Origin of the sequence: Vibrio gangliei (genome assembly GCF_026001925.1) — a bacterium.
In the GTDB taxonomy this organism is placed as follows: domain Bacteria; phylum Pseudomonadota; class Gammaproteobacteria; order Enterobacterales; family Vibrionaceae; genus Vibrio; species Vibrio gangliei.
Map to the genome: position 1 here is coordinate 853,903 of NZ_AP021869.1, position 13,676 is coordinate 867,578.

13 protein-coding genes are annotated in these 13,676 nt (G+C 41.5%); 6 read left to right on the forward strand and 7 right to left on the reverse strand.

Going from position 1 to position 13,676, the window contains the following annotated elements; all coding sequences use genetic code 11:
- Positions 1 to 22: 22 nt before the first annotated feature.
- The 4 genes from ptsI to cysZ form a co-directional block, all read right to left on the reverse strand.
- Positions 23 to 1,747 carry a phosphoenolpyruvate-protein phosphotransferase PtsI gene (gene ptsI / locus Vgang_RS03945; protein WP_105902499.1) on the reverse strand — a complete coding sequence of 575 codons (1,725 nt, stop codon included), beginning with the start codon at positions 1,745 to 1,747 and terminating at the stop codon, positions 23 to 25.
- A gap of 59 nt (positions 1,748 to 1,806) precedes the next feature.
- On the reverse strand, positions 1,807 to 2,064 hold the full coding sequence (locus Vgang_RS03950) for an HPr family phosphocarrier protein (protein ID WP_027696971.1): 258 nt from the start codon (positions 2,062 to 2,064) through the stop codon (positions 1,807 to 1,809).
- A gap of 289 nt (positions 2,065 to 2,353) precedes the next feature.
- Positions 2,354 to 3,322 (reverse strand): cysteine synthase A, encoded by a 969-nt coding sequence (cysK, locus tag Vgang_RS03955; protein WP_105902498.1) that lies wholly within the window; start codon positions 3,320 to 3,322, stop codon positions 2,354 to 2,356.
- Positions 3,323 to 3,555: 233 nt separating this feature from the next.
- On the reverse strand, positions 3,556 to 4,317 hold the full coding sequence (cysZ, locus tag Vgang_RS03960; protein ID WP_105902497.1) for a sulfate transporter CysZ: 762 nt from the start codon (positions 4,315 to 4,317) through the stop codon (positions 3,556 to 3,558).
- A gap of 347 nt (positions 4,318 to 4,664) precedes the next feature.
- Here cysZ and zipA point away from each other — a divergent pair, with 347 nt between their 5' ends.
- From zipA to cueR, 5 genes are all read left to right on the forward strand, one after another.
- Positions 4,665 to 5,621, forward strand: coding sequence for a cell division protein ZipA (zipA, locus tag Vgang_RS03965; protein WP_105902496.1), 957 nt, complete (start codon positions 4,665 to 4,667; stop codon positions 5,619 to 5,621).
- 76 nt (positions 5,622 to 5,697) lie between these two features.
- Positions 5,698 to 7,716: an NAD-dependent DNA ligase LigA gene (gene ligA, locus Vgang_RS03970; RefSeq protein WP_105902495.1), complete on the forward strand. Its 2,019-nt coding sequence runs from the start codon at positions 5,698 to 5,700 to the stop codon at positions 7,714 to 7,716.
- Between the two features lie 485 nt (positions 7,717 to 8,201).
- Positions 8,202 to 9,596, forward strand: coding sequence for a multidrug transporter (locus Vgang_RS03975; RefSeq protein ID WP_105902494.1), 1,395 nt, complete (start codon positions 8,202 to 8,204; stop codon positions 9,594 to 9,596).
- Between the two features lie 66 nt (positions 9,597 to 9,662).
- Complete coding sequence (locus Vgang_RS03980; RefSeq protein ID WP_105902493.1) at positions 9,663 to 10,019, forward strand: DUF2799 domain-containing protein; 357 nt, start codon at positions 9,663 to 9,665, stop codon at positions 10,017 to 10,019.
- Between the two features lie 9 nt (positions 10,020 to 10,028).
- On the forward strand, positions 10,029 to 10,448 hold the full coding sequence (gene cueR, locus Vgang_RS03985) for a Cu(I)-responsive transcriptional regulator (protein WP_105902492.1): 420 nt from the start codon (positions 10,029 to 10,031) through the stop codon (positions 10,446 to 10,448).
- A gap of 41 nt (positions 10,449 to 10,489) precedes the next feature.
- Here the strand turns inward: cueR and Vgang_RS03990 are convergent, their stop codons facing one another.
- Together Vgang_RS03990 and Vgang_RS03995 are read right to left on the reverse strand one after the other, a co-directional pair.
- Positions 10,490 to 11,344, reverse strand: a complete 855-nt coding sequence (locus Vgang_RS03990; protein WP_105902491.1) for a co-chaperone YbbN — start codon at positions 11,342 to 11,344, stop codon at positions 10,490 to 10,492.
- Between the two features lie 281 nt (positions 11,345 to 11,625).
- Positions 11,626 to 12,537 carry a TIGR01777 family oxidoreductase gene (locus Vgang_RS03995; RefSeq protein WP_105902490.1) on the reverse strand — a complete coding sequence of 304 codons (912 nt, stop codon included), beginning with the start codon at positions 12,535 to 12,537 and terminating at the stop codon, positions 11,626 to 11,628.
- Between the two features lie 144 nt (positions 12,538 to 12,681).
- Between Vgang_RS03995 and yfcE the strand changes: the two genes are divergently transcribed.
- On the forward strand, positions 12,682 to 13,227 hold the full coding sequence (yfcE, locus tag Vgang_RS04000) for a phosphodiesterase (RefSeq protein ID WP_105902521.1): 546 nt from the start codon (positions 12,682 to 12,684) through the stop codon (positions 13,225 to 13,227).
- Positions 13,228 to 13,250: 23 nt separating this feature from the next.
- Here yfcE and Vgang_RS04005 read toward each other — a convergent pair whose 3' ends face one another.
- Entirely contained in the window at positions 13,251 to 13,526 is a 276-nt protein-coding gene (locus Vgang_RS04005) for a SelT/SelW/SelH family protein (RefSeq protein ID WP_105902489.1), read from the reverse strand.
- Positions 13,527 to 13,676 lie beyond the last annotated feature (150 nt).

Genomic DNA, 13,676 nt, shown 5'->3' on the forward strand with positions numbered 1-13,676 from the left:
CTTTAATTGAAAGATTATATTCTTAATTCGATTTTTCTGCGATAAATTTATCAACGCAGGCTTCGATTTCTGCCGCAGTTGGCAATGAAAGCGCTTCTTCAGCCATTGCTTTCACTTCTGCGAAGTTTGAGTTACGGATGATTTTCTTAACGCGAGGGATAGAAATACCGCTCATGCTGAACTCATCTAGACCCATACCCAATAGAAGTAGAGTAGCGCGTTCGTCACCTGCTAGCTCACCACACATACCAGTCCATTTGCCTTCTTTGTGAGAAGCATCAATAACTTGCTTGATCACAGTAAGAACAGCTGGAGATAGCGGGTTGTACAAGTGAGAAATTAACTCGTTACCACGGTCAACCGCAAGAGTATATTGGGTTAAATCGTTTGTGCCAATACTAAAGAACGAAACCTCTTTAGCAAGGTGGTGTGCAATCGCTGCTGCTGCTGGAGTTTCAACCATAACACCGATTTCGATGTTTTCGTCAAACGCTAGGCTTTCATTGCGAAGTTCAGCTTTGTATTCTTCAATCGCTGCCTTCAATTCACGAATCTCTTCAACAGAGATGATCATTGGGAACATGATGCGAAGCTTACCGTGTGCAGAAGCACGTAAGATACCACGTAGCTGATCTTTTAGAATTTCACGACGATCTAAGCTGATACGAACCGCACGCCAACCAAGGAATGGGTTCATTTCTTGTGGCAAGTCCATGTATGGTAGATCTTTGTCGCCACCGATGTCCATTGTACGGATGATAACTGCTTGATCACCCATGGCTTCAGCGACTTCTTTATATGCTTTGTATTGCTCTTCTTCAGTTGGAAGGGCATCGCGATCCATAAATAGGAATTCGGTACGGTATAGACCTACACCTTCACCACCGTTGCGTAAGATACCGTCACAGTCTTTTACAGTACCGATGTTACCGCAGACTTCTACGTGGTGGTCATCAAGAGTGACAGCAGGTAGATCTTTTAATTTTGCTAGCTCTTCTTTTTCAGCTAGGAAGTTGTCGCGAATGGATTTGGCTTCTTCAAGTTGAGCTTCAGAAGGATTCACGATAACTTTGTTGTTGATAGCATCAAGAATAATGGTATCGCCGTTAGAAACACGTTTAGTGATGTCGTTCGTACCAACAATCGCAGGAAGTTCTAAAGAACGAGCCATGATTGAGGTGTGAGAAGTACGGCCACCGATGTCACAGACGAAACCAAGAACGTAGTCTAGGTTGATTTGAGCGGTTTCTGAAGGCGTTAAGTCGTTAGCAACAAGAATCACTTCTTCGTTGATAGCGCTTAAAGATACGATGTTAATGCCTAATGCATTTTTTACGAAACGGCTACCGATATCACGAATATCAGTAGCACGTTCTTTAAGGTAGTCATCATCAAGAGACTCAAGCGCAGATGCTTGTTCTTCAATCACGGTGTGGATTGCAAGGTCTGCTGACATTTTGTCTGATTTAATGAGGGCTAAAATTTCTTCTTCTAGCTCTTCATCTTCAAGCAGCATGATATGGCCTTCAAAGATTGCTTCTTTTTCTTCGCCAAAAGTTTCAAGTGCTTTTTGTTTAATGCCTTCTAATTGCTCAGAAGATTTATTACGAGCATCAAAGAAGCGTTTTACTTCTGCTTCAACTTGATCGTCCGAAATAGGAGTTTTATTTAGGACAATTTCATCTTCTTGAAGAAGTAGTGCTTTACCGAAAGCAATACCAGGAGATGCTAGAATTCCAGAAATCATAGCCTTACCTTAATTTGTTCAAATATAAAAAGTAAAAATACAGTGAATCACAGATGTGATTAGTGTAGTTGATCCATAAGAGCAACTAGGTGGTCAACTGCTGCTTCAGCTTGTGGACCTTCAGCAGAGATAGTCACAACTGTGCCTTTTACTAGGCCAAGAGTTTGTAGTTTGAAAAGGCTCTTAGCGCTTGCACTTTTACCGTTAGAAGTCACTGTGATGTCAGCGTCAAATGCTTTAGCTTCTTTTACGAATTGAGCAGCTGGACGAGTGTGAAGACCGTTTTCTGCAGTGATTTCAACTTGCTTCTGATACATGTGTGTTACCCCGATTAATTTGCTTTTTGTTAGAAACTGAAAGTAGTTTAGCTTACCTTCTTATTTATCGCTTCGCTAGAGAAGAAAATAAGTACAACAAATCGTTTGCTTTCAGCCATCACTTATATTTATTTCTTACTAATATGAGACAGAATTGGTCAAATATTAGGCTTCTTTATTTTGAAGCTTAAAATAAAACAGCCCGAATATTACCAAAGGTGTGGTCCGAATCAACAAAAAAGCCCCATAAAGGAGCTTTTTTCCGACAAAAATTGATTTGGACCAGTTTTTACTGTTCGTTTTCTTTATCTGTAAAGATGCCCGCAAACAAGGCTGTACTTAGGTAGCGCTCACCTGAACTTGGTAGGATAGTAACAATGGTTTTTCCTTCATATTCAGGAAGTTCAGCGATTTTGTTCGCAGCAACAACAGCAGCACCAGATGAAATGCCCGCTAGGATTCCTTCTTCTTCCATTAGGCGACGAGCCATAGTAATTGCTTCATCAGATGTTACAGAAATCACTTTATCAATAAGCTCTAAATCCAGGTTGCCTGGGATGAAACCGGCACCAATCCCTTGGATTTTGTGTGGCGCAGGTTTGATTTCTTCACCAGCAAGCGCTTGTGCGATAACCGGTGATTCAGCCGGCTCTACCGCTACCGTAGTAATGGCTTTACCTTTCGTGTTTTTAATATAGCGGCTTGTACCGGTTAGTGTACCGCCCGTACCAACACCAGATACAAACACATCGACTTGACCATCGGTTGCATCCCAGATTTCTGGTCCGGTGGTTTGTTCATGAATCGCAGAGTTCGCTGGGTTATTGAATTGTTGTAGCAATAAGTATTTGCTTGGATCGCTGGCGACAATTTCTTCTGCTTTAGCAATGGCGCCTTTCATGCCTTTCGCTGCTTCTGTTAGCTCAAGATTTGCACCTAATGCTTTAAGCAGTTTACGGCGCTCTAGGCTCATTGATTCTGGCATGGTAAGAGTTAATTTATAACCACGTGCTGCTGCAACGTACGCCAGTGCAATACCGGTGTTGCCACTCGTTGGCTCTACAAGCTCTACACCTGGTTTTAGAATGCCCGCTTTTTCTGCTTCCCATACCATGTTGGCACCGATACGGCATTTAACGCTAAAGCTTGGGTTACGGGCTTCAATTTTTGCTAACACGTTGCCTTTGCTGACGCGGTTTAAGCGAACAAGTGGGGTATTACCAATCGTTTGGGAGTTATCTTCGTAAATCTTTGTCATGTCGATGTTCCTTCATTACACGGTAGAGTATGAATTTATGCAGTATCAAAAGGATAAATCTACAACAGATAAGGTGAAAGGAATAAATGGTTATATGATATGGACAAATGTCAGGCTGAATTTTGTGTTGGGCTTCAAAGAAAATGGATAAAAATAACGCGGGGGAAATGAGGAGAAGAGGTTGAGGCATCCTCCGGCATTTTTAGTGGTGAAAGCCAGAGGATGAACATGACTTAGTTAATGGCTTTGTACCGTTCAACCCACATTGCCGTTGCGCCACACACAGCAACAGGCATGATAAATAAATTGACAATAGGCACCATGGTGCAAAGTGCGACTAACCCGCCAAAGCTATAAGCGCGCCATTTGTCGCCTTTGAGATCATTCTTCATTTTAGGGAAGGTGACTTTATGGTTATCAAACGGATAGTCACAATATTGAATTGCCATCATCCATGCCGAGAAAGCAAACCACAGAATAGGGCCGACGGTTTGGCCTAAGGCTGGGATCAAAAGTAGAATGAAAAGCCCAATCGCTTTGGGTAAGTAATATTTTAGCTTTACCCACTCACGGTGCAAAATGCGTGGCGTGTCTTTTACTAATGAAAATAAGCTTTGTTCATTTGGACCTTGGCCTGTCAATTGAATTTCCAGTTTTTCAGCCAATAGACCATTGAACGGGGCTGCAATCCAGTTAGCTACTGTACTAAAAAAGTAGCTGAAAGTGGCAATGATGGTAAGGCCGAGTAATGGTAGTAAAAGATACGTCAGCCAAGAAAACATATCCGGAATCGTGCCGATCCAATTCTCAAGCCATTCACTTAGGTTGCTATATAAATAGAAGAGAGAACCACCAAATAATAAAATATTGGTGATAAGCGGTAAAATAACGAAACGTCGAATGCCAGGCTTAAAGCATAGTTGTGCACCATAAATAAAGTAACCGAAGCCAGTGCGAGATGAGAGCTGAGGGCGCAGATGTGTATCAGATGACATGCGAACTCCTAAATGAATTAACGTACAGGGTATTCTACTGTTATCGCTCAATAAGAAAAGAACTAACGAAAATGCTTTGTCTAAAATTTCATCACAGGTGGGCGACAATGGTCGCTAAAGCTTGACTAATGTAGAAAGTTACTTGAATACTGACAATATTTGGTTCAAAACTAGTATAAACTTTTGGTAAAGTAATCAATAGTTTCATATTGTCGGCTGGTTATTCATTTTAATCACTTGGTAAATTGAGTGATCAGCGTAGAATATTCAGCATCAAAAATGATGTTGTGTCATTCACTCGCTGGATGATGGTTTCAATAATGTAGATTAATAATTGAGAGTGATAAATGCAGGAATTGCGACTAGTACTCATCATTGTCGGCGGCCTTGCCATTGCAGGTTTGTTGGTACATGGCATCTGGACGAGTAAAAAAGAAGGCAAAGCAAAATTTGCCGATAAACCTCTAAATAAAATGGAACCAAAAGTTCACACTCCTCTTTCTGATGATGCAGAAGAAGGCATTATCTCGCACGCCAAACCTGTTAAAGAGAGAAAAGAACCGGCATTTCATGTTGAGCCTGAGGATGATGATCCTCTATTCGGTAGTTCAGACCGTGCCTTCAAAGGCAATCATTTTTCGGCAACCCCTGATGAGATAGAACAAGATGATGCTGTTGATGATGACATGATTCACTCTCAACCCCAGCCTCAAGTAGCTAAGTCGAGCGTAGCCAAGTCACAAATAGCTCAGCCGCAAGTCGATAGTGCGCAAGAGAAACGTGAAGCCCAGATTGCGACAGAACCCACACCTCAATCCATGAAAGCAGCTGAAGCTAAATTAGAAGAACCGAAAAATACTGAAGCTAAACAAAATGACATGGAAGTGATTGTATTCCATGTTCACGCGGCAGGTAATTCCGAGTTTGTTGGTACTGAATTGTTTGAAAGCATGCGTCAAAATGGTTTGATTTATGGTGCAATGGATATTTTCCATCGTCATACTGATACATCGGGGACCGGTAAAGTATTGTTCAGTGTCGCCAATATGATGAACCCAGGCACGTTAGCACACGATGATCCAGCTACGTTTACGACGAAAGGTATTTCTTTCTTTATGACATTGCCGTGCTTTGGTAATCCAGACCAAAACTTTAAATTGATGCTTCGAACTGCGCAGCAAATTGCAGACGATCTTGGCGCCAATGTACTGGATGATAAACGAAACTTGATGACTCCTGACCGTTTATCAGCTTATCGCCAGCAAATCCGTGAATTTGAGGCAAGAAACACGCAAGCCGAATAGTTTATTAATGTATATATGTTAAAGGCTCCTTTATCGGGGCCTTTTTTAATCGAATAGCTTTGTTTGGTAAATACAAATGACGACAGAAATTCAACAAAAAATAGAACAATTGCGCGAAACCTTGCATTATCACGGTGTTCGTTATTATGTCGAAGATAACCCTGAAATCACGGATGCTGAATACGACCGTTTGATGAGAGAGTTGCAAGAATTAGAACAGGCCCATCCTGAGTTTTATTCAGAGTCTTCCCCTTCTGTGCGCGTTGGTGGTAAACCTTTAGAGGGCTTTACTCAGGTTAAACATGAAATCCCAATGTTATCGCTTGATAATGCTTTTGAAGACAGTGAGCTGGATAACTTTCATAAAAAAATCACTACGCGTTTAAACGGTCAGCCATGCAATATTTATTGCTGCGAACCTAAACTAGATGGTCTAGCCGTCAGTTTGTTGTATGAAAATGGCATTCTTGTACAAGCTGCAACTCGTGGTGATGGTGCCACCGGGGAAAACATTACCGCTAACGTGAAAACCATTAAATCCATTCCATTAAAACTGCAAGGTAACAACTGGCCTCAACGCATTGAAGTGCGTGGGGAAGTATTTATGTTGCTTGATGGGTTTAACGCCTTTAATGAAAAAGCATTAAAAAATGGTACTAAACCTTTCGCAAATCCACGAAATGCAGCTGCGGGCAGCTTACGTCAGCTGGATTCAAAAATTACCGCCACGAGACCTCTTAGTTTTTATGCCTATAGCGTGGGTGTTGTTGAAGGCGGTGAGCTACCGCAGAGCCATTATCAGCGCTTTTTAACTTTGAAGTCGTGGGGGCTACCTATGTGCCCGGAGACTAAGGTGGTTGAAGGGTTAGATAAAGTTAAAGACTATTATCAAGATATTCTCACTCGCCGCGCTGAGCTCGCGTATGAAATTGATGGTGTGGTGATCAAAGTTGATGATATCGACCTACAAGAAGAGTTGGGCTTTGTCGCGCGCGCACCGCGTTGGGCCATTGCGTATAAATTCCCAGCTCAAGAAGAAATGACGCGCTTAAACGATGTTGAATTTCAAGTCGGTCGCACAGGGGCGATTACACCCGTTGCGAAATTAGAACCAGTGTATGTAGGCGGTGTGACCGTCAGTAATGCCACGTTGCATAATGCTGATGAAATTGAGCGCTTGGATGTACATATTGGCGATACCGTCATCGTGCGCCGTGCTGGTGATGTGATCCCTAAGATCGTTGGTGTGGTTGCAGATAGACGTCCTGATAACGCGAAAAGCGTGGAATATCCTACTCAATGCCCTGTATGCCATTCTGATGCAGAGCGAGTAGAAGGTGAAGCGGTGACGCGTTGTACTGGCGGGTTAATTTGCCAAGCACAACGCATTGAAGCCTTAAAGCACTTTGTTTCGCGTAAGGCGATGGATGTCGATGGACTGGGTGTGAAAGTGATTGAGCAATTAGTCGATCGTGAGATGGTGCAAACGCCAGCGGATTTATTCAAATTATCGGCTGGCTTACTAACCGTGTTAGATCGCTTGGGGCCTAAATCTGCACAAAATATTGTAAATGCATTAGAAGCGGCTAAAGAAACAACGTTACCGCGGTTCTTGTACTCTTTAGGGATCAGAGAGGTTGGAGAAGCAACGGCACAAAACTTATCTGTTCATTTTCAATCTTTAGATAAGATCAGAAATGCAACTCAAGAACAATTGGTTGAAGTACCAGATGTCGGTCAAGTGGTTGCAGAACATATCGTGCATTTCTTTTCTGAAGAGAATAATTTGGCCGTGATTGATGATTTAATTGCTCAAGGAATTCATTGGCCGGAAATTGAAGTGACTGTCGATCCTGAGTCATTACCAATGAAAGATAAAACCGTGGTCATCACGGGCTCATTTAGCCAACTTAATCGCAATGAGGCTAAAGCCGCGTTACAAGCGTTGGGAGCAAAAGTAGCAGGTAGCGTTTCGAAGAAAACAGACATCTTGTTTGCAGGAGAAGCGACTGGTTCGAAACTGACAAAAGCGCAAGAACTAGGCGTAGAGATACAAGATGAAGCGCAACTGCTTGCTCTTCTTCAAAGTAATTAAAAAAAACTTTATTCAAAAAGATAATTAAGTGTGAGAAATTGTAAAAGCGCCAGTCATGGCGCTTTTTTTATGTCTGCTGTTTTTATGCTGTTAACGTTGCTGTTTTGGGGTTATGAAACTGCCGCGTTACATTTATTGATGAAATGGTTGTCAGTGTAAAAAACACCAGAGTTATTCTATAACCCATTGAAATGTATCGATATATATCATTTTTCTTGTGATTGTGATGGTGATCACCTTTGTACGGGAACTTTGCACTGCCTCATGTTTTTTTGCTAATTAATTAACTTAGTGTTGATATTTCGCGCAGCAAAGTTAGTCTTAAATACGTGGATACACATTGTGTATGAACATAAAAAGATAAAATTTCTCTTAGTTAGTTTGCTAAGAAAAATAATTAGGAAGGATACCTTGTTGCTTTCGGCGGCCACTTAAAGTTTCAAGGTGAAATAAAACAGCTATGTCCATTTTTTAGGAGCTTTTCCATGGAAAAAAAATTTAAAGTTACGTTGTTAACTGCCGCAATGGTTGGTGCTTTTGCATCAATGCCTGCAGCAGCCGAGGATCCAGTTGGTCCAGAATATGCTGGTGAAGTTACCAAGTTTTTTTCTGAATCAACTGTTAGTGGTAATTTGAACTTTTTTATGCGAGCTCGTGATCGTGCTCCAGGTACTGATGCAAATGGTAACGACGAGAAAAAAATTACTAACTTAGATCATGGCTCAGTGTTCGCTAACTTGGGTTTTAATTCTGGCTATGTAGGTGATGTTGCAGGTGCAGATTTTGTCATATACAGCACATTTGATATGTGGAACAACGGTTCCCCAGATCATGAAATGAATTTCTGGGGCGTTAATAACCCTTATGATAAGAACCCTGATGATAGTGGCTGTGATGGAGCATGGGATTCTAGCTGTACAGATAACGGTGCGTCTATTGCAACAGCTGCTGCTAAATTTAAGTTTGGTGATGTTGCCACAGCAAAATTAGGTTATTTCCAACCATCGGTACCAAGTTCTCTTGGGGTTAACTGGTCCTTTGCACCAGGTACATATCGTGGTGGTGAAATCGGCTTTAATTTTAGTGGTTTAGAGTTGGGCGTCATTGTTGCTGATGAATATAAAGCACCATGGTTTAAAACAACATATGGTTTCCAAACTACGAATGGTGAAGATGCTGGTGAGGTATACTCTGTTGGTGCTCGCTATACACTAGACAACGGTATTTCATTTGACGCTGCATACGCAGGTTTGACTGATGGTGATCGTAAAACAGGCCACTTTAAGGTCAAAGGCACGACAGATGGTGGTTTCTACTGGTCTCCACAGGTTTATATTGTTGATGATAAAGAACAATATGACAGTACAGCGTTTCAGTTAGCTTTCTTATCTGCATATTCACTTGGGCAATATTCTTTCCGTGCAGAGGCGACTTATACGTCAGCTGAGTCAAAAGATGAAAATTCAGTTGGTAACCTTTCGTATCGTGTAACTAGCCAATATGGTGGTTCAAACGGTGCTTACGATATTTGGTGGAACAACCGTTCGGATTATAACCATGATGGCGAGTTTGCTGGTTTCTTATCTGCATCTCGTGATTTCTCTGATATTGGTGCTAAAGGCTTCAGTGCTGGTGTAAGTGTCGCTGGCGGCGGCGGTGCAAGCGCTGGTGGTGATATTGATGACTTAGTTGAATACGCTTACAGTGCGTTTGCAAACTATGCAATTCAAGGTGGTGCATTAGAAGGTGCGAATATTAACTTCTATTGGACACAATACTTCAATGATACCAATGCTGGAAACTGGGCTCCTTACACGAACCTATTCCAAGATGAAAATGATTTCAAACTTATGCTGACTATTCCGTTTACTGTTAAGTAAGCGAGATTATAAGGCTGATATGTGTAAAAGCTGGGCAAATAAAGCCCAGCTTTTTTGTGAGGAAAAATGAGAAACTACAGTAATATCGTTATTTTTTCATTTTTTATATTAGGCTGTGCTCACTCTGTACCGACTACTGAGGAGTATTGGTATAAGCAAGGATTTATGTTAGGTGTTAGAGGTCAATTTATAGATCATGCCAAATTGTTAATATTCAAGGAAGATAAACAGTTTGATAATCAAAGTTATCATCGAGGGTATGTTGATGGTAAATCTGATTTCTGTGACCCTGAACAAGCCTTTAATAAAGGTATTTCAGGTATAAAATATTCTGACCAATGTGATGAATTCTCTCAACATGTTAGGATTAAAGCTGAGTGGCAACGAGGTTGGGAAGCTTTTATATCAATGGGCTTATTTTAAGAGGGGCTAATGAACATCAGCCAAGTATCAAAACTGACTGGTTTAACCGCTAAATCGATTCGTTTTTATGAAGATAAAGGTATTATTCAGGCTCCATTACGACTGGATAATGGTTATCGGGACTATTCTGAAGCGCAAATCGAACAACTAAAAATGGTCGCGCGCGCTAGAGCGGTCGGCTTTCACCTTGACGAGTGTAAAGCTCTCGTTGATCTTGCTTCTGACCCGTGTCGTACCAGTTTTACAGTAAAAGAAACCACTAAGGCAAAGTTGGCTGAAGTCGATAAGAAATTGGCGGAGTTAACCTCAATCAGGCAGCAATTGGTTGATTGGATTAATGAATGCCCTGGAGATGAAGGACCTGATTGCCCGATAATTAATGGTTTATCTGGCACAGATCCAAAAAAAGAGTCTAGATGCTGCAAATAAAGGGAGCAACATGGTTCCCTTTGAAATGAAGTGCTACTTACTCAATAAAGTAAAGAATACAATTGGCGGCGATATTTTGATGCAAGAGCATTTCCCTGCCCAAGTGCAGATAAAATATCCATGCATACTTTTTTCACTTCACCATCATGGGCGTTGAGATCTTTTTTCAATACGCTCATCAAAAGCTGCAACGCTTCTTCATCACGAGAGACTTGATGATATTGCAAACTTAAGTCACAGATGCAGGCTAGATTCTCTGGTTCTGACTGTAATTGTGCTTCGAGTGCTTGTATTTCAGGGCTGTCAGCTGCTTGTTCATGCAGTTCTAGTTTCGCTACTAATCCTTTGTAATAGTTGTCTTGGTATTCTAAAGGAATGACCGCTAATTGCTGTTTTGCCGTATCAAATTGTTGCGTTTCTAACAAGCAGTCAGCAATGGCGAGTTTAATGTCCCCACGAGATGTATAGATGTCGGGTAAGGCCTGTAATAGCAATAAAGCCTCTTGATGCTGGTCATTTTCCATGGCTTCGATGGCTGATTTTAGAGTCAGGTCTTCTTGGCTAGGCAGATGTTTCATCAGCATAGTAGAAATGGTATCTATCGTTTGAGGACCAGCCATGCCATCTACGGCTTGACCATTTGAAAAAAGAGCAATAGTGGGTAAAGATTGCACACCAAACTGAGAAGCAAGAGCGGGTTCGGCTTCGCAGTTTAAAAATGCTAATGCAAATGCACCCTGGTATTGTGTCGCTAGTGTTTGTAGGTCATTGATAATACTTGCGCTTTCAGGAATGGACGGTGCCCAAAAATGAATAAGGACAGGATGCTGCTGAGAGCGTTCTATGGTAGAGTGAAAGTTTTGCTCGTTAAGTTCTAAAATGAAGTCGTTCTGCATCTCAATGTCCTTGAATACTGTTTGTTTTTTCAATCAAATATCAACTAAAAATAACAATGAGGCCAGACTTAGCAGATTTCAAGGTTCAGTCATTAAATACTGAGATTGAGTCCGTTGGATAGGTTATGAGATGAGAAAAAATGCCACAACTAGAGTGATGCAAAGCCAATTGAGTTGGTTGAGAGTCATCATACTGCTCCATTACTGATAGTTCTCTACAATGAATAGATATAATGACCTATAAATATTAAGGTTTAATGACATGCTGACCCAAGTGCAGATTATTTTGTGTGCAGTAATTGCTTCAATGCCGGTTCTAAGTGTGAGAAGGTGAATGTGAATCCAAGTTCGGTGAGGTGCTTAGGCTTTGCTCTTACACTGTCGAATAGCAGTTGGGCTGATTCTCCCATCATAATGTTCATTAACCATTTAGGTGAAGTGATAAACGCTGGTCTTTTAAGGCTTCTTGCTAAACACTCAGTAAATACTGCATTGGTCACAGGGTGAGGAGCACATAAGTTGAATATGCCACTGGCTTTGGAGTGCTGAGCTAAATAAGCGATCGCTCGTGCCGCATCCTGGAGGTGTATCCAAGGCATATATTGTTCACCAGAACCAAGCTTTGCTCCTAAACCGAATTTAAATGGGGGGAGCATTTTATGGAGCGCCCCGCCTTGAGTGCCTAGGACGATGCCCGTTCTCAGTATACAAACTCGGGTATTTTCACTTTCAGCCTGCAAAGCTAACTTTTCCCAGTGATGACATACTTTAAATGGAAAGCCGGAATCAGCTAGTTTGGCATTTTCATACACTTGATGATGTTTCTTATCACCGTATATCCCAACCGCGGAGCCACTGATCAAACACTTAGGTGGCTGGCTACTTTTCTTAATCAGCGTGACCAATTGTTCGGTTGTGCCCCAACGGCTGTTGCAAATTTTGTCTTTTTGTTGTGTATTCCAACGTTTGTCCGCAATCGGCTCTCCCGCCAGGTTAATTACCATATCGATATGATTCAGATCAGCGAAGTCTGAAAGGTTATTGATATAGTTAATATTCGAAAAATCAGCATGTTTAAGGGCTTTTTTTGCTCTTTTAGGGGAGCGAGTGAGAATAGTGATTTGATGACCAGTAAAATGCTTGACTAATTCTGTACCAATGAAGCCTGTTCCTCCCGTCATTAAAATATGCATATTCGCTCCTTTATTGGTTTGAATTTGATTTGTACTAATCTAATTTGTACTGAGTTGGGATAATTATAGACTTGGGTTCGGTTTATGCCGAGCCGACAAGCCATTTAACGATGACGTATGACTACTTTAATGAATGATATTGTTATGAAACTCTTTTTTATATCAGATCTGCATGGTTGCCTACCTGCCACACAACATGTTTTAAACTTATTTGAACAATCGGACGCGGCGCACCTAATTTTGCTTGGTGATGTATTGAATCATGGGCCGAGAAATCCTATCCCTGCAGGCTATAACCCAGCAGAGGTGGCTAAATTACTTAATCAATATAAAACACGCATTATTGCAGTACGTGGAAATTGTGATAGTGAAGTTGACCAGATGCTTTTAGATTTTCCAATGATGGCGGAATACTCCATCTTATTACTTGAAAACGGGAAAAAATTATTTCTGACTCACGGGCATCATTATAATCAGCAACGTATGCCGAACCTTAATATTGGCGATGTGCTTTGCCATGGGCATACGCATATCATTCAAGCTGATTGGGCGGGGGAGCAATTTATTTTTAATCCTGGCTCCATAACCTTCCCACGAAATAATGAAGGTGCCAGTTATGGTATGTATGACGATGGTGTTTTTACTATTTACTCGTTAGAAGGTGAGTGCTTGCTTACAAGTGAGATCTGATAATATAAAGCGCCGGAGAAAAGCTACTTTGTGTCGCTATGACCTAAATCGCGGTCTGGCGCGATGATATCTCTCACTCGCTGTTTCAATACTTTCGCTTCAGGAAAGCCCCCGTCTAGTTTACGTTCCCAGATGCTTTGCCCATTACAAAAAATTTCAAAACGTCCACCAGTATCTGGGTGGAGTGCAACAAAGTCGATTTCTTCGCTAAAAGTATGTAAAAGCTCTTGATTCAACCAGCTGGCACGAAGCATCCAGTTGCATTGCCGGCAATAATAAATATCGATTTGAGCTTTCATTAGTACTCCTAGGGTCTGTTGACCTTTCGTGATTGTTTTTGCAGCGAATTGTTGGGTATTTGAACAAGGCAGAGGATCCGTGGTGTAGCTAGCCTACACGAGGAGCCGATAACGCAGTGCAAATGACCAACAAACGCTGCCCGAAGGGTT